We start from the raw sequence: 15,985 nt of genomic DNA, 5'->3' as shown, positions 1-15,985 counted from the left end.
GAAAGGAGCGGAACCGAGCGGACAAGGCGGATGAGTGGGACAGTCGAGGAACGCGAGAGCACACGCCGCTGCGGCACACACCACGACGAAGCCGCGATATCAAACGCCGGGGATGGGCGATGCGTGATGAGCCAGGAAAACCGGATCGTGGTCGGCATCGACGGCTCGGCCTCCTCATTGGCCGCACTGGACTGGGCCCTCAGTCAGGCCGAACTCACCGGCGCCACCGTCGAAGCCGTCACTGCCTGGGAATACCCGGCGTTCTACAGCTGGGAGGGTGGTGCGGTGCCACCCAGGGAATTCGAGAACGCGGCCAGTGTCACCGTGGAAGACGCCGTGGACAACGCGGTGGACCGCCGTGCTAATCCGCCCCGGGTGCGTACCCACGTCGCACAAGGGGATTCCGCGCGAGTACTGCTCGATACCGCGGAAGACGCCGAGTTGCTGGTGGTCGGAAGTCGCGGGCACGGCGGCTTCGTCGGAGCGCTACTCGGCTCGGTGAGCCACAAGTGCACTCATCACGCCGAGTGCCCGGTGGTCATCGTGCACGCTTCAACCGAGCGACAATAGCTCTCCGCACGCCCTTATCCGGCCGAACCCTCGACCCTTCGGCCACGTGGTCGACCCGATACGACCGCCACCGCGTGTCGAGCACGCCGAGTCCGGCCCGTCGGGTCGACCACGTTCGTCGACCACGTTCATCGACCACCTCGTCAGCGCCGACGGCGCATCATCACCAACGTACTCAGCCCCACACCGAGCAGCACGATCAGGCCGCCCGTGATCACATTGCTGAGCAGCATCCCCAGGCCGACTCCGCCTCCCAGGATGACGAACGGAGCGATGACGGCCCAAGCTCCCAGCAACGGGACCACCCAGGCAACGGTGTGGGTCCTGCTGTAAGCGGAGGCGAACCCGAGTGCCAGCACAGCCACTGTCAGCCCGACGACCAGATTGCCGAGCGCCACGTCGAAGCTGGTGGCGCTGAACTGGACAACCCACGGTGAGATCGCCAGATAGACCCCCGCGAGCAGGGTGGCCCCCTCCAGGAGCTGTCCCTGCGGAGTTTCGCTCGCCTCCTCGTAGCGTGCCCGCATCTCGACGAGATCAGGATGCCTCTCGATCGAACCGGCTTGTGTCATCTCGATCACCTCTACCGTTCGCTGTGGCAACCGGCCCCCCGCCGGCCACGTCGAACCCCTTGCGGCGCCGCGCCGTTCATCCGGGAAACACGGGCTGCCCTGCGCGGTCCGTACGGAGGGTCCGCACCAATACTGTGGACCCGAGTCCCGGAGATGTCCAGCGACGATGGTCCCTTGTATCGGGGAGTCCCCCACAGGCGGAACGGTGGCGAACCCAATCCCGAGGTATCACTCCGTCACGTCGCGTGGCCGCCCACTGGGCAGTTCCGGTTCCCTCGGTTGCGGGCGTTCCGGCTCCTCGGCCTCACGGCGTTCCGCCTCGCGCAACTGCTCGGTCTCCTCCGGAGGGTCGGGCCACAGCAGGCTGCCGGGAAGCGGGCGTCCGGCAGCACCGAGCTTGTTCATCTTCTTGGGAATCGGCGCTCCCTGGTAGGAGAGCGGTTCGGGGTGGCCGTGTTCGTCGGTGGGCCCGAGTGGCTGATGCAACTCGATGACCTCACCGTGTGGCAGTCTCTTGACGATGCCCGTCTCGATACCGTGTTCGAGCACCTGTCTATCGGCTCGCTGCAGCCCGATGCAGATGCGATAAGCGATGTAGTAGGCGGCCGGTGGAGCGAGCAGCACACCGATACGCCCCATCCAGGTCGTGGCTTCCAACGCGATGTCGAACTTGAACGCGATGATGTCGTTGGCGCCGCTGAGCAGCACGACCACGAAGAAAGTGATCGCCATGGCTCCGAGGCCGGTACGCACCGGAACATCCCTGGGCCGTTGCAGCAGGTTGTGGTGTGCCTCGTCACCGGAGAGCTTGCGTTCCAGGAAGGGGTAGGCCAGTGCCAGGGTGAACACCGCTGTCATACCGCCGATCAGCGGGAAGAACGGTGCCGGGATGGTTGCCTGTCCCCAGAGATAGACCTCCCACGGAGGCCACAGTCGGCCCAAGCCATCGGTCCATATCATGTACCAGTCGGGTTGCGAGGCAGCCGAGACCATCGAGGCGATGTAGGGACCGAGGTTCCAGATCGGGTTGATCTGGAATACCCCACCCATTATGGCGGTGACGCCCACGACCACCGCGAAGAAACCGCCCGCCTTCACCGCGAAGATCGGCATGATCCGCACTCCGACGACATTGCTCTCGCTACGGCGCACACCGGGAAACTGAGTGTGCTTCTGATACCAGACCAGAGCCAGGTGAACGGCGATCAGTCCGAGAATGATACCGGGGAGCAGAAATATGTGGATCATGTAGAAACGCGGAATTATCTCGTCTCCGACGAACTCGCCACCGAAGAGCAGCCAATGCAGCCAAGTACCGATCACGGGAATCGAAAGCGTGATCCCGGAGGCGATACGAACTCCGGTTCCGGAAAGCAGGTCGTCCGGAAGCGAATACCCGGTGAAGCCCTCGAACATTCCGGTGATGAAAAGCAGGATTCCCAGGATCCAGTTGGTTTCGCGCGGCCTGCGGAAGGCACCGGTGAAAAAAATGCGGAACATGTGCGCCACGATCGCCACCAGGAACAGCAGGGCGGCCCAGTGGTGGATCTGCCGTGCGAACATGCCGCCACGCACCTCGAAGGAGATGTTGAGTGTCGACTCGTAGGCACGTGACATCTCGACACCGCGCAGATTGGTGAAAGCGCCCTGGTAAGTCACCTCGGCCATCGAGGGATCGAAGAAGAACGCCAGGTACGTGCCGGTCAACAACAGCAGAATGAACGTGTAGAGCGCTATCTCGCCCAGCAGGAAGGACCAGTGCGTGGGGAACACCTTGTTCATCTGTCGTCGCATGCCGGATGCCAACTGCAACCGTTGATCGGCCTCGTTCGCCTGGGCCGCAGCGGCGCGGTACGCCCTGCTGGACTGCTTCGTAGGCCGCGTCAATCTGCTCATAGCGACGATCACGCCTGCCTTTCGGGCCCGTCCGGCGATTGACCTGACACTCGCTCGCCAGCGTAAACAGCCCTGTTCCACTACGCGAGCCAGGAGCGGCACCCCGCTCGTCCACACCGCACGGTTGCCGGTGCTCTTCGGCACGGGCGACGCCGAAAGGAGCAAACACCGCCCCTGACGGGGGCGAGGGAAACCTCGACGAGTTGCGGAGCGGGAGCGTACGGGTAGCGTCGGCGATGTGACTCGCAAGTCGGCCCAGCTCGACGAACAACTGCACGAGTACCTGCTGCGGCACGGACCACGCCCGGATACCCTGCAGCTGGAGTTGATCGAGGACACCCAGCGGTTGCTGCCCGACAGCGCGGACATGCAGATCTCACCGGAACAGGCTTCGCTGCTGACGCTGCTGGCCAAGGCGATTCGGGCGGAGTACGCGGTGGAGGTGGGGACGTTCACCGGTTATTCGGCACTGGCCATCGCGCGCGGTCTCGGCAAGGACGGCCGGTTGTTGTGCTGTGACGTGAGTACCGAGTACACCGATGTGGCACGGCACTTCTGGCACCGGGCAGGTGTATCCGAACGCATCGAACTACGGCTGGCCCCGGCGCTGGACACCCTGCGCGCGCTGGAGAACGCGGCAGTGATCGACCTGAGTTTCATCGATGCCGACAAGACGGGATACATCGCGTACTGGAACGAGATCGTGCCGCGTACCCGCTCCGGGGGCTTCATCGTGGTGGACAACGTGCTGGCCGGTGGGCGAGTGCTCCACGAGCGACAGGACGAGAGCACCCACGCCATCCACGAGTTCAACCGGTACGCGCTGCGGGATCAGCGCGTCGAGTTGACCATGCTGCCGATCAGCGACGGGATCACGCTGGCAAGGCGGCGCTGAGCGTTCACCGCCCCGTCCCCTGTACGGTCCGAACACGACAGACCGGCGCGGAGGCACTCGTGTTCCCCGACGCGGGGACTCCGCCTTGGGGTTTCGATCTCCGGTGAACCGGGTACGAAACGCTGAACGGTCACAGACGGTGGAAGGACGAGGATGGCACATCCGGAACCGGCCGGTCCGACCATGGCCAGCTTCCTGGAACAAGTCCGGCAGCGGGCCGAGTTGTCCGACGGCACCGAGGCAGACCGACTGACTCGTGCGTCGTTACGCGCGCTTTCCGAACGGCTTGCCGCGGGGCAGCTCTACGATCTCGCTCCGGCGCTGCCCCCGGAACTGCGGGAAGAGCTGTACCGGTTCGAGGGACAGGCGGTCGCCTTCGACAGGGAGACCTTCCTCGACCGGGTCAGCGGTGAAATCGACACGGTCGACCTCGACGTGGTGGAACGGCGGGTCGAGGCGGTGTTCGCGGTGCTGCTGTACTGGGCCCCCGAAGAGGAGATCGAGGACACCGTCGCACAGCTCCCTCCCGATCTCGCCGAGATGCTGCGCGCCGCGGGCGAGTAACGCGTCCCGGGACCGATGGTGTTCGCTCGTCGACCGTGGTGAGGTCGCCACGCGTGGCCTTCGTTCCGGTCCGGGGACCACCCGAACTTCGGGTCAGACGTTTCCGGTGGGTGCCACGGCCACATCGATCACGTCACCGGCGGCGGCGAGCAGTTCGGGGTCGACCCCGTCGTCGACGACGAGCTTGTCGTAGTCCCCAAGCGGAGCCATGCGGTGCAGCGCCTTGCGCGGCATCTTGCTCGAATCCATCAGCAACACGCTGGTGGCCGCCGCGTCGAGCATGGCTCGTTTGACCTGCACCAGCTCGTGCTCCTGGTGAAAGGTCATCGTCGCGTTCATCGCCGAGGTGGACACGAAAGCCATGTCCACCGACAACGCTCCCACAGCCTCGATACAGGGCAGCCCCAGAAAGGAATCGTGGGTGGCCGAGTAGTTGCCACCGAGACAGATCAGGTGCACATCGGGCAACGACTTGAGCTCCTGGATGACGGGCAGGTAGTTGGTGGCGACCGTGAGCGGCCCCACGCCCCCCAACAGTCCGGCCAGCGTCAGCGCGGTGGTGGAGTCGTCGAGCAGGATGGAGGCACCGGGTTCGACCAGCCGCAGCGCCGTCCTCGCGATCGCGTCCTTGAGTTCCCGGTTGGCTCCCATCCGGTACTCCGAACTGCCCTCGAAGACGGTGGAGGGTTGTGCGGAGACCCCACCGTGAAACTTGCGCAGCAGCCCACGCCTGGCCAGTTCGTCGAGATCACGGTGAACGGTCATCAGACTCACGCCCACGAGATCGGCGAGTTCGGCCGCGCTCGCGGAACCACGTTCCAGCACGTAGTCGACGATCTGCTGCTGACGCTGCTCCCGCGACCGCGCCCCTTTGGATGTCCTGCTCATTCCTCACGCTCACTCGAGGGCACCGCGAAGGTTGTTCGACCGCGGAGGTGCCCGGGATCCCGCCCCGAACAACGTATCAATCGCGACCACCGATCCCGGTGGTCGATCTCCGATCGGCATCGAACACGCCATCACGGGGTACGTCCAGCGGGCGGAATCACTTCCCCTCTGTCCCGGGAGAGCTCCTCGTGACCTACGTAATTACTCAGCCGTGCGTGGACGTACTCGACAGGTCCTGCATCGACGAATGTCCGGTGGACTGCATCTACGAGGGAGAGCGGATGCTCTACATCCATCCCGACGAGTGCATCGACTGCGCAGCGTGCGAGCCGGTGTGCCCGGTGGAAGCCATCTACTACGAGGACGACGTGCCGGACGAATGGGCCGAATACACCACGTTCAACACCGAGTTCTTCGAGATTACCGGCCTCGGTTCCCCCGGCGGAGCCGCCAAGGTCGGCAGGGCGGGACGCGACGTGACGTCCGTGGCGGAATTACCGCCGCAGGACTGATCCGTTGCCGGACGGAGCGGTGAAACTTTCGCGACTCACTGCGACCGCCTGATCGCCAAACGTGTCCGAGGGCGATACGGTCTTGCGGAGAAGGACGGTGCGTGCTTCCGGCGAGCCGACCAGCAACAGCGCCGTTGCCCCGCTACGAGACACCGAGAGCACGGAAGGACTTTGGCCGGTGACCTCCCATCACCCGAACGGTCGCTCCCCGGAACGAATACTGCTGGTCAGTGCCGATATCGGTGAGGGGCACAACGCGACGGCCCGGGCCATCGAGGAGGCAGCGCGACGGCTCTGGCCCGAATGCGAAACGGCACGTCTGGACACGTTGCGGATGATGGGTCCGGGAATCGGACCACTGTTCCGATGGATCTACGTCCGCAACGTGGAATCCACCCCGTGGTTGTACGACCTGTTCTACGACGCGCTGTGGCGGTGGCACTGGTTCGCCACCGCTTCTCGACGTTTCGTGGGAGCCTGGGTCGGACCACCGCTTCGCCGTCGAATCCGACGGTGGGAACCGGACCTGGTGATCTCGACCTACCCGATGGCCACTGCCGGGCTGGATCGGCTGCGTCGCCGTGGCGAGCTGGAAAAACCGGTTTCGGCCGTGGTTTCGGACTTCTGCCCGCACCCGTTCTGGGTGTACCCGGAGATCGACCTGCACTACGTGATGAGCGAAGCCAGCCTGCGAGCGCTCCACCGTGCGCAGCCCGACGCCACGGCGGCAGTGAGCGTACCTCCCGTTTCAGCGGCGTTCCGCCCTCGTGACAGGGAGGAGGCCCGGCGGTCACTGGGCATGCCGACCGAGGGTTTTCAGGTCCTGATCGCGTGCGGCTCGCTGTCGTTCGGTTCGGTGGAACGCGCCGTGGACACTGCGCTGGCCGAATCCCGCGTCGACCGGGTGATCGTGGCGTGTGGCCGTAACGAGCAGCTACGCGGGCGACTGGCGGAACGCGACACCACAGAGCGGAGCTTGTTGGCGCTGGGCTGGTGCGACGACATGCCGGGGTTGACGGCCGCGGCGGATGTGGTGATCTCCAACGCTGGAGGTGCCACCGCGTTGGAGACGATGGCCTGTGGCCGCACGGTGATCATGTTCGAACCGATCGCCGGGCACGGTCGAGCCAACGCGGAACTCATGGCACGAGCGGGTCTGGCGGAACTGTGCCCGACCTCCGACTCGCTGGCTGCGACGCTGCACGAACTCACCGCCAGCCCCGGACGACTACGACGTGACGAACAGCGTGCCCTGGGACAGGCGACCGCGGGCGAGTTCACCGAGCAGGTGGCCGCACTCGCCGAACTGCCCAGGCACCGCGGCGCGCGACGGTTGCGCTCCTCCGACCGGTTCTTCGTGCACGCGGCGGACGCGGTGGTATCCCAGCAGACCGGCGCCGTGCTGCGACTGCGGGAGGCACCCGAGGAGAGAACCGCCGAACAGTGGGCCGGACACCTCGCCGAGCTGATCGAACGACGTGCCCGAGCGCTACCGATGCTGCGCAACACCCTGGTCCAACGAGGCGCTCGCGGCCCGCGGTGGCACACCGTTCGGCGTATCGAGCCGTGGCAACATCTGGATCATCGCACCTCCCCGGAACGCGACGAGGTGGTGCGGGAGTTCTTCACCGCCGCGGTACCCACGGACCGCCCTCCCTGGCAACTGAGGGTGCTGCGCACGGACACCGAAACGTTGATCCTCGCGAAGTTGCACCACGCGCTGGGTGACGGCATCGCGGTCACGAACACCCTGGTGCGCTTGCTGCGTGACAGCGCCGACGATCGGGAACGGGATTCACCGCCTCCGCGCAACGAGCGAAGGGCCACGGCGTCCGCCGCGATCCGTTCCCTCGTCACTTCCCGGGGGCGCACGGCACTGACCGTGGCGCGGGGGATGTGGAAGCTGGCCACGGCGGGACCGGCGCCGCTGAGCCCGTTGGACGGGGACAGCACCTCCGGCCGGGTGTTCGACACCGCGGAGCTGCCCACCAGCGAAGTACGCGCACAGGCACGCGCCCGCGGCATCCCCAGCAGTGTGCTGCTGATCGGTTTGACCGCCGAGGCGCTGCACCGCACGCTCGCCGAACGAACCGGCACCGGTCCGGGACAGCACATGCGGGTGATGGTACCGCGTACCACGCGTTCACCTCGGGACACACCGACGGCGGAGATGTTCGGGAACCACACGGTAGCGGTCTCGGTGGACCTCCCGGTGGGTCCCATGGACGCGGAACAGCGCCTGCGTGAAGTGGCGGAACGGCTGAACGCGGGACAGCACGACGGGCAACCGGCGGCGGCGGGCATCGCCATGGCGGCGCTGGGGATGCTTCCCACTCCGCTGCACCGGCCGCTGGTGCGGACTATCTACCAGCGTCGATTCTTCAACGCGCTGGTATCCGCCATGCCGGGTTCGCGCCGCCCGCCACGGGTCTGGGGGGCGTTGGTGGCCGAGGTGCTGCCGATCCTTCCACTCGCTCCCGGCGTCGGAACGGCGATGGGACTGATCAGCTGGGGCGATACGGTGGGTGTGGGAATCACCGCCGACGCTCGGCTGGAGTGGTTGCCCTCCCGACTGTGCGAGCAGCTGCGCTCCTGCTTCCGGCAGTTGCGAGCCCGGACCGAATCCACCCCACGGCCGGGGACCACCCGTGAGGAAGCACAACGTTGACCGCGACGGGGGCCTGGTTCACGATAGCGGTTCCGGCGGCGCTGGTCGGCGCCGCGAGTTTCGGCATGGCCAGCGCGGTACAGCAGCGGGCCACCAAACAGGTGCCAAGTATCCGGACTCTCAACCCACGCCTGTTGCTGGAGTTGGTACGCAAGCCGATATGGCTGGCCAGTGTCGGCACGGTCATCGTGGGCCTGTCCCTGCAGGTAGTGGCGCTGGCCTACGGCCCCTTGATGTTGGTCCAGCCGCTGCTGGTGACCAGCGTGCTGTTCGCCGCCCTGCACGCGGCCTGGCTGGCACACCGCAAGCTGGACCGGATCGTCGTACTGGGCGCACTCGGGTGCATGAGTGGCCTCGCCGCTTTCCTGCTGCTGGCGCGTCCGGTGGGCGGCGACGAGACCATAGAGCCACAGGCGATCCCGCTCGCGGTGCTGCTCGGAGTGATCACGGTGGTGTGTCTGTTGGCCGCTTCGCGTTTCCCCGGCGAGATCCGGGTGATCGCGCTGGCGTTGGCGACCGGGGTGATCTACGGGGTGACCGCGGGGCTGATGAAGGTGGTGGCGAGTCAGTTCCGCGCGGGTGGCTTCGTCGAACCGTTCCAGCACTGGGTGCTCTACGCGGTGTGCCTCGTCGGCCCGTGTGGTTTCCTGTTGAGCCAGAATGCCTTTCAACAGGGAAAACTGATCTCCCCCGCTCTCGCGGTGATCACCACCGTGGACCCGCTGGTGGGGGTGGCGATCGGAATCGGCTGGTTCGGCGAGGAGGTGGTCTCCACTCCGGCGGTGTTGGGGGGCCAGGCAGTGGCCGCCGTGGCGATCGTCGGCGGAATCGTGTTGCTCACGCATCGGGGTGAGTCGCTGCGGAGGGAAATCGAGAACAACGACTCCCTCGGTGATGGTGGAACAGTGACCTGGGGGTAACCACTCCCCCGACCGAGGACGGTACCCGCGGGATCGGTTCTCTCTCACCCACGGGGATGGAGTTGCCGAAGGAAAGGCAGGTGAACGAATGCGGTTCGGTCTCGACGGGCGAACGGTGCTGCTGACCGGTGGATCCTCCGGGATCGGCGCGGCCACCGCGAGGTCGCTGGCACGGCGGGGGTGCGAACTGATCCTGGTCGGCCGCCACGAACGGGGGCTGCGGCACGTCGCGGAGATGACCGGAGCTCGGACTGTGACGGCCGATCTCACCCGGTCCGAAGAACTCCCCCGGGTCGCCGACGTGGCGGCCGGGGCGGACATTCTGATCAACAACGCCGGAATCGGTTGGGCCGGGGAGTTCACCACCATGCCGAGCGAGCACGTCCACCGATTGCTCGCCGTGAATCTGGCGGCGCCGCTGGAGCTGACCCGCCTGCTGCTGCCCGACATGCGGCAGCGTGGCGGTGGACACGTCGTTTTCGTCTCGTCGATCGCCGCCGTAGGAGTGCGCGACGAGGCCGTCTACTCGGCTACCAAGGCGGGTCTGCGTGCCTTCGCGACCGGGTTGCGGCACGAGATCGGCGATACCGGCATCGGAGTCACGACCGTATTGCCCGGCGCGGTACGCACTCCGTTCTTCCGGCGACGCGGCAGGGCCTACGAACGCGGGTTTCCCCGGCAGGTCTCGGCCGAGCTGGTGGCTTCCCGGATCGTGAGAGCGATCGAACAGGGCAGCCGGGAGAGTTTCGTACCCCGCTGGCTGGGCGCGGCGTCCCGGCTGCAGGGAGGTATGCCCGGCACCTTCAACCGGCTCAACGGACTGTTCGGTCGTGACCGCTGACCGATCGCGCGCTCCCGGTCCCCACAACAGCGAGAGTTCGCCCAGGACCCGCGGCAAGAGTGCTGTTGTGGGGTCCGGAGCATGCCAAGATCAACGCGCACCACTACCGAGCGGGTTCCAGATCGGCCGTAGCACGTTGGACAACAGACCGGGAGCCCCGTTCCCCATCCGCAGCCGGATTCCGTGGCCACGCAGCTCCCTGCGGAACCACAACAACGAGACGAGAGCGGCCGAAGCCACGAGTCCGTAGGACCCGATGGTGCTCACCAGCAGGAACTGCCCTACCGTGTGCTCGGCGAGCATCCAGAGCGCGGCGACCCCGTTGGCGATGAACACGGCGGCCCACAGCAACGACACTCGGCGGAAGAACCGTCGCAGTACGGCGTGGCCCATCAGGGCGGGCGGGAAGACGCAGAAGTCGTCGGCCAACCGTGCGAGGAAGGTTCGTTCGAACGGCAGCGTGGCCAGCAGCGCGGCCGCTATCAGGAAGTTCTGCAGGCTCGGCTGCAGGAAGTACAGGAAAGCGCTCTGCGAGAGCAGGCCGACAACGGTACGTACCGCCAACAGTGCCGTGGTCAACAGCAGCACCGCGGGGATCCGCGCGCGCAACACCAGTCGGCACACCACCGCCGCCAGCACCCATCCCAGCGCCGCCAGCAGCCCTCCCGTCAGATCGGTCAGCTGTAGCAGCAGGTAGAACAACCCCAAGGGCGCGAGGGTGGTCTCCAGCAGCTTCTTGCCCGCGTGTGAAAGATGAGTCCGGAGCCCGTCCAGTTGGACGGTCGTCGGATTGTGCATGTTGACCTCACGCGGCGCGTGCGGGGATCGGGGCACCCCGCACCGACGCCGTGGACGGTTACATCGCGCTGTTGAGCATGCGACGAGCCGCGCGATGGACTTCGTGTCGAGTTCCATTATAGCCCGAGGTCACGGCACTACACCGCAGCCGGTGACCACGGACACACCGTGCAGGCGGCTCAGCCGCGCATCGCCCGCAGCGACTCCCGTAGCGACCCCATCGTCGCCATCACCGCGGTGGGTTCGTAGCCGCAGTGTGCCATGCAATTGGCGCAACGGGAATCTCTTCCTCTTCCGTAGGACTCCCAGTCGGTCTCCTCGATCAGCTCGCGGTAGGACTGTGCGTATCCGTCCGCCATGAGGTAGCAGGGGCGCTGCCAGCCGTACAACGAGTACGAGGGGATCGCCCAGGCCGTACAGGCGAAGTCGCGCTTGCCCTCGAGAAAGTCGAGGAACAGCGGTGAGTGGTTCAACCGCCACTTCTTACGCCTCCCGTCGGCGAAAGCCTTCTTGAAAAGCTCCCTGGTCTCCTCGACCCCCAGGAAGTGCTCCTGGTCGGGCGCCTTGTCGTAGGCATACGCGGGGGACAGCATCATCTGGTCGACGTTGAGTTCGTCGTTGAGGTAGTCCAGCACGTCGATGACCGTCTTGGGCGTGTCGGTGCTGAAGAAGGTGCTGTTGGTGGTCACGCGGAAACCGCGACGTTGAGCGTCCTTGATGTTGTCCACCGCCTGAGCGAACACTCCCTGCTTGCTCACCGAGGCGTCGTGACGCTCCTCCAACCCGTCGATGTGCACTGCCCACGAGAAATAAGGGGAGGGCTCGATCTTGTCGATCTTGCGCGGCATGAGCAGCGCGTTGGTGCACAGGTAGACGAACTTCTTGCGTTTGACGAGTTCGTGGACGAGCGTCTCGATCTCGGGATGCATCAGCGGTTCACCGCCCGCGATGGAGACAACCGGAGCTCCGCACTCCTCGACCGCGGACAATGCCTGTTCCACCGGCATCCGCTGTTTGAGCACGTTGGCCGGGTGCTGGATTTTGCCACAGCCCGCGCACGCCAGGTTGCACGCGAACAACGGCTCCAGCTCGAGAGTCAACGCGAATTTCTTACGCCGCAGAATCTTTTGTTTGACCAGGTAGGCACCAACCTTGGCGGCCTGGCGGATCGGGATACCCATTGCGGCACCTCTTTGCTTCAGCGAGAACGGACAGTATCCAGCGAACCGGGTCCCGCCACAGCCTCGGCCCAGCGAAGCAGCGGCAGGCCGGTAGCGCGTAACCGCCGCAGCGCCCCGGACAGCCGAGCCGGCGAGCCGGGACCCAGCAGCGGTTGTCGGCGGGTGTCGAGTACGACACGCACGATCACAACGGGACGGTCTGCTGCCGCTGTCGCCAACACCTCCGATTCCATGTCCGCGACCAGCGCGCCGCCCCGTGCCCGGGCGGCGCGCTCCGCACCGAGAACCAACCGCTCGCTGGTCAGTACCGGACCGAGCCACACGCGCAGCCCGAGGCCACGCAGCCGGTGGGCCAACAGCTCGGGACGGTCGGAGTGCCGGCACGCGCCGTTCCCCGACCCGACGACCTCGGTTCCCACCACCACGTCACCGCTGCGCAGTCCTGGGTCGAGCCCTCCTGCCAGGCCGGCCACGGCCAACGCACCGAATTCGCGCGCGGTGAGTTCGGCCGCTGACCGGGCACTGCGTCGCTTGCCGTACCCGGTTCGCAACACCCGGTTCCCGCCCAGTCGGCGCAACGCGCGGGCCTCCACTCGCAGCGGGGCGCATACGAGCAGGTCCGATGTCATGGCGAGCACCTATTCGGCGTGGACGGCTTGTCGGTATCGCCCGAGAGCGGTCACCGGGAAGATCTGTCGGTAGAGGTGGTAGTTGATGTAGAAGTCACCCGGGAATCCCGTCCCGGTGAATTGCGGTTCCGCCCAGCTGCCGTCCGCCTGTTGCGTGTCCGCCAGAAAGGCGATGCCGCGCCGCACCGGATCGGTGTCATGACGTCCCAGAGCCAGCAGTGCCAGCAGGGCCCAGGCGGTTTGCGAAGCGGTCGAGTCCCCTACACCGATCCAGGCCGGATCGGTGTAGGAACGCAGGTCCTCGCCCCAACCGCCGTCCGGGTTCTGCCGCTGCTCCAGCCAACGGGCCGCACGGGTGAGCGCGCAGTGTCGTACCGATATCCCTGCCTCGACCAGGGCGGGAACCACGGCCCCGGTACCGTAGATATGGTTGGCTCCCCAGCGGCCGTACCAGGAACCGTCGTTCTCCTGCTGTTCGAGCAGCCACCTTATGCCGTCGCGGACGACGCGGTCGTTGGCGTCCCCGAGCTGGGCCAAGGCCTCCACCACGTGCGCGGTGACATCAGCGGAGGGCGGGTCGATGACCGCCCCGAAGTCGCAGAAGGGCAGCTTGTTCACCAGCCAACGCGTGTTGTCGGCGTCGAAGGCTCCCCAGCCGCCACCGCGGGACTGCATACCGCGTAGCCAGCGTCTTCCCCGGTCGGCGGCCGCGGCGATGCGGTCCTGTTCGACATAGCCGGTACGGGTGAAAGCCAGCAGTACTTCCGCGGTGTCGTCTATGTCGGGGTAACCGTCGTTCTCGAATTCGAAGGCCCACCCTCCCCCACCGGGTAGCTCGGGACGTCGTACCGCCCAGTCCCCTCGAACGGTGATCTCCTCGGAGCGGACGAACTCGACGGCGTCACGAATCGCCGGGTCACTGTCCGGTACTCCGGCATCGTGCAGCGCCTGGATGCTCAGCACGGTGTCCCAGACCGGCGACTGGCAGGCCTCCAGTCTGCGGAGGCTGCCCTGTTCCGACTCCTGTCTGACCAGGAAGCCCTCCAGCCCCCGAATACCCGCACGCATCACCGGGTGGTCGAGTTGATAGCCGAGCAGGTTCAGTGCGAGCAGGGAGTAAACCCAGGGCGGCTGGATACCTCCCCAGGAACCGTCGGCTTCCTGCCTCGCCACGATCCATTCGGCCGCCCGCCGCATGGCCTGCTCGCGCAATGGCCGGATCGGGTGCCGTTGATAGACGTGCAACGCCCGGTCGAGCCCGTTGAACACGGACTCCCAACGCGAGGTTCCGGCGTTCTCGCGCACCCGCCCCACCGGGTGTGTGCCGGTGCGCAGCTCGGCGGTGTCGACTCCCAGTTCACGCCGGGGACGCAGGGTGCTGACTATGGTCAGCGGAACGATGGTCTGCCGCGCCCAGCAGCCCCAGTCGGCCAGGTTCAGCGGTACCCAGCTCGGCAGCATGACGATCTCCGGCGGCATGGCGGGCAGTTCGTCCCACGACCACTGGCCGAACATCGCCAGCCAGATGCGGGTGAACACACGGGTGCGTTCGATGCCCCCGCAGCGTCGAATCCAACGCCGCGCGGCGACCATGTGTTCGTCGTCCACCTCGTCGCCCGCGAGTTTCAGGGCGATGTAGGCTTCCACGGTCGCGGACAGCTCTCCGGGACCACCGTGGAAGGACGCCCAGGTACCGTCCGCGCGCTGCTGGGAGCGAATCCAACGTGCCGCGGCGGCGGTCTCCGCCGAGGTCCGTATCCCGAGGAACTGACGCAACATCAGATCCTCTGCGTCCATGGTCACGTTGGTCTGCAGCTCTCCCTTCCACCATCCCTCCTCGTGCTGCAGCCCCAACAAGTGATCGCTGCCGGCTCGGAGTGCCTCCTCCCAGGAAAACCCCTGCCCCGGCGGCATCGAGGCCCGCTCGGAATCGACGTCCGCCGCGGACGGCCGCGGCGGGGCCATCGTCTCGGTGACGGGGTCGTCGGCTCGGGGTTGGTCGGCTTGACGGATGTCGCCGTTCTGGCGCAGCGATCCGGTCACTGGTTCCTCCGGAGAACGAAATCGGCGAGTTCGGTCAGTCCTTCGGTCGTTCCCTGGCACCCGGCGTCACGAAGTTGCCGGTGAGCGGCCGTCAACCTGCGTTCCGTCTCGGCCCTGGTCCATTCCTCCGAGCCCGCCGAACGCAGCAGTTCCGCCCCTCGGAGCACTTGGGCCTCGGTGGGTTCCTCCGGTTGGCGGTACAGCTCACGCAGCCGCATACCGGCGTCGGTGTCCGAATTGAGCGCGTGCACGACCGGCATCGACTTCTTGCGGGAACGCAGGTCGGAAAGCACCGGTTTTCCGGTCTCCTCCGGATCTCCCCAGATTCCGAGCAGATCGTCGACGAGCTGGAACGCCATTCCGAGTTCGAATCCGAAACCGCGCAGTCGTCGGACGGTTTGTTCGGAAGCTCCCGACAGCAGGGCGCCGAGGGAGCAGGAGCACGCGATCAGCGCGGCGGTCTTGCCCGCCACCATGCGCAGGCACTCGTCGAATCCGACCTCGGTGCGCTGCTCGAAGTCCAGATCCGCCGCTTGTCCCGCGATGAGTTCGCGAACGGTGCCCGACAGTTCACGAGCCGCCCACAACGCCCGCTGCGAATCGGCTTCGAGCAACACGCCGTTGGCGAGTCCGAGCAGCGCGTCCCCCGCCAGCAGCGCGGCGGACCGCCCGAACACGGTCCAGGCGGTGGGACGGTGTCTGCGGGAGATGTCACCGTCCATCAGATCGTCGTGCAGCAACGAGAAGTTGTGCACCAGTTCAACGGCCACCGCCCCGCTGCAGGCACTGCGTTCGTCGCCGTTGGCGGCCCGCGCCGACAACAGCACAAGTGCCGGACGCAGCGCCTTGCCCGGCCGGTTGTCCTCGGCACCCTCGGCATCGATCCAGCCGAAATGGTATTCGCTGACCCTGCGGGTGTCCGGATCCAATCCGGCGACAGTGTGACGCAACCGCGAGTCGATGGATTCCCGGGCGCTGGACAGCGCGGAGGGCATTGTCACTGTCATG

The 15,985-nt window shown here is 66.3% G+C and carries 15 protein-coding genes; 7 read left to right on the top strand and 8 right to left on the bottom strand.

Translation table 11 applies throughout. The annotated features are described in order from the left end of the window. The first annotated feature begins 126 nt into the window (after window positions 1-126). Window positions 127-570 carry a universal stress protein gene (locus J2S53_RS03550; protein ID WP_092980180.1) on the top strand — a complete coding sequence of 148 codons (444 nt, stop codon included), beginning with the start codon at window positions 127-129 and terminating at the stop codon, window positions 568-570. Window positions 571-713: 143 nt separating this feature from the next. Here the strand turns inward: J2S53_RS03550 and J2S53_RS03545 are convergent, their stop codons facing one another. Together J2S53_RS03545 and qcrB are read right to left on the bottom strand one after the other, a co-directional pair. Continuing rightward, a complete protein-coding gene (locus tag J2S53_RS03545) occupies window positions 714-1,142 on the bottom strand; it encodes an SPW repeat protein (protein ID WP_245755579.1) in 429 nt (142 codons plus the stop codon). Window positions 1,143-1,370: 228 nt separating this feature from the next. After that, window positions 1,371-3,038, bottom strand: a complete 1,668-nt coding sequence (gene qcrB / locus J2S53_RS03540) for a cytochrome bc1 complex cytochrome b subunit (protein WP_130467082.1) — start codon at window positions 3,036-3,038, stop codon at window positions 1,371-1,373. 238 nt (window positions 3,039-3,276) lie between these two features. On the opposite strand from qcrB, the gene J2S53_RS03535 reads away from it, so the two are divergent. Both J2S53_RS03535 and J2S53_RS03530 read left to right on the top strand, forming a co-directional pair. Continuing rightward, window positions 3,277-3,933 carry an O-methyltransferase gene (locus J2S53_RS03535; RefSeq protein WP_456239740.1) on the top strand — a complete coding sequence of 219 codons (657 nt, stop codon included), beginning with the start codon at window positions 3,277-3,279 and terminating at the stop codon, window positions 3,931-3,933. A 153-nt stretch (window positions 3,934-4,086) separates the two neighbouring features. Continuing rightward, window positions 4,087-4,497 carry a DUF2267 domain-containing protein gene (locus J2S53_RS03530; RefSeq protein WP_456239739.1) on the top strand — a complete coding sequence of 137 codons (411 nt, stop codon included), beginning with the start codon at window positions 4,087-4,089 and terminating at the stop codon, window positions 4,495-4,497. Between the two features lie 93 nt (window positions 4,498-4,590). Here J2S53_RS03530 and J2S53_RS03525 read toward each other — a convergent pair whose 3' ends face one another. Beyond that, window positions 4,591-5,385 (bottom strand): DeoR/GlpR family DNA-binding transcription regulator, encoded by a 795-nt coding sequence (locus tag J2S53_RS03525; RefSeq protein WP_092980045.1) that lies wholly within the window; start codon window positions 5,383-5,385, stop codon window positions 4,591-4,593. 188 nt (window positions 5,386-5,573) lie between these two features. On the opposite strand from J2S53_RS03525, the gene fdxA reads away from it, so the two are divergent. From fdxA to J2S53_RS03505, 4 genes are all read left to right on the top strand, one after another. After that, entirely contained in the window at window positions 5,574-5,897 is a 324-nt protein-coding gene (gene fdxA, locus J2S53_RS03520) for a ferredoxin (RefSeq protein ID WP_456239738.1), read from the top strand. A 178-nt stretch (window positions 5,898-6,075) separates the two neighbouring features. After that, window positions 6,076-8,565 carry a WS/DGAT domain-containing protein gene (locus J2S53_RS03515; RefSeq protein WP_456239737.1) on the top strand — a complete coding sequence of 830 codons (2,490 nt, stop codon included), beginning with the start codon at window positions 6,076-6,078 and terminating at the stop codon, window positions 8,563-8,565. After that, entirely contained in the window at window positions 8,562-9,485 is a 924-nt protein-coding gene (locus J2S53_RS03510; RefSeq protein ID WP_092928484.1) for a DMT family transporter, read from the top strand. The genes J2S53_RS03515 and J2S53_RS03510 overlap by 4 nt, the downstream gene beginning before the upstream one ends. 88 nt (window positions 9,486-9,573) lie before the next feature. Then, a complete protein-coding gene (locus J2S53_RS03505; RefSeq protein ID WP_130467079.1) occupies window positions 9,574-10,326 on the top strand; it encodes an SDR family NAD(P)-dependent oxidoreductase in 753 nt (250 codons plus the stop codon). Window positions 10,327-10,416: 90 nt separating this feature from the next. Here the strand turns inward: J2S53_RS03505 and J2S53_RS03500 are convergent, their stop codons facing one another. The 5 genes from J2S53_RS03500 to J2S53_RS03480 form a co-directional block, all read right to left on the bottom strand. Beyond that, the gene (locus tag J2S53_RS03500; protein WP_456239736.1) at window positions 10,417-11,124 is read right to left on the bottom strand and encodes a VC0807 family protein; all 708 of its coding nucleotides are present in this window, start codon (window positions 11,122-11,124) and stop codon (window positions 10,417-10,419) included. 179 nt (window positions 11,125-11,303) lie between these two features. Continuing rightward, window positions 11,304-12,305, bottom strand: coding sequence for an adenosyl-hopene transferase HpnH (hpnH, locus tag J2S53_RS03495; protein WP_456239735.1), 1,002 nt, complete (start codon window positions 12,303-12,305; stop codon window positions 11,304-11,306). Between the two features lie 17 nt (window positions 12,306-12,322). Then, window positions 12,323-12,934 (bottom strand): phosphorylase family protein, encoded by a 612-nt coding sequence (locus J2S53_RS03490; protein ID WP_456239734.1) that lies wholly within the window; start codon window positions 12,932-12,934, stop codon window positions 12,323-12,325. 9 nt (window positions 12,935-12,943) lie between these two features. Continuing rightward, window positions 12,944-14,848: a squalene--hopene cyclase gene (gene shc, locus J2S53_RS03485; protein WP_456242689.1), complete on the bottom strand. Its 1,905-nt coding sequence runs from the start codon at window positions 14,846-14,848 to the stop codon at window positions 12,944-12,946. 125 nt (window positions 14,849-14,973) lie between these two features. Beyond that, entirely contained in the window at window positions 14,974-15,984 is a 1,011-nt protein-coding gene (locus J2S53_RS03480; RefSeq protein WP_456239733.1) for a polyprenyl synthetase family protein, read from the bottom strand. Window position 15,985: the final 1 nt, after the last annotated feature.

Source organism: Actinopolyspora lacussalsi, assembly GCA_030803735.1.
Taxonomy (GTDB): domain Bacteria; phylum Actinomycetota; class Actinomycetes; order Mycobacteriales; family Pseudonocardiaceae; genus Actinopolyspora; species Actinopolyspora lacussalsi.
Note: the sequence above shows the minus strand (reverse complement) of the source record. Positions and strands in the feature narration are given on the sequence as shown.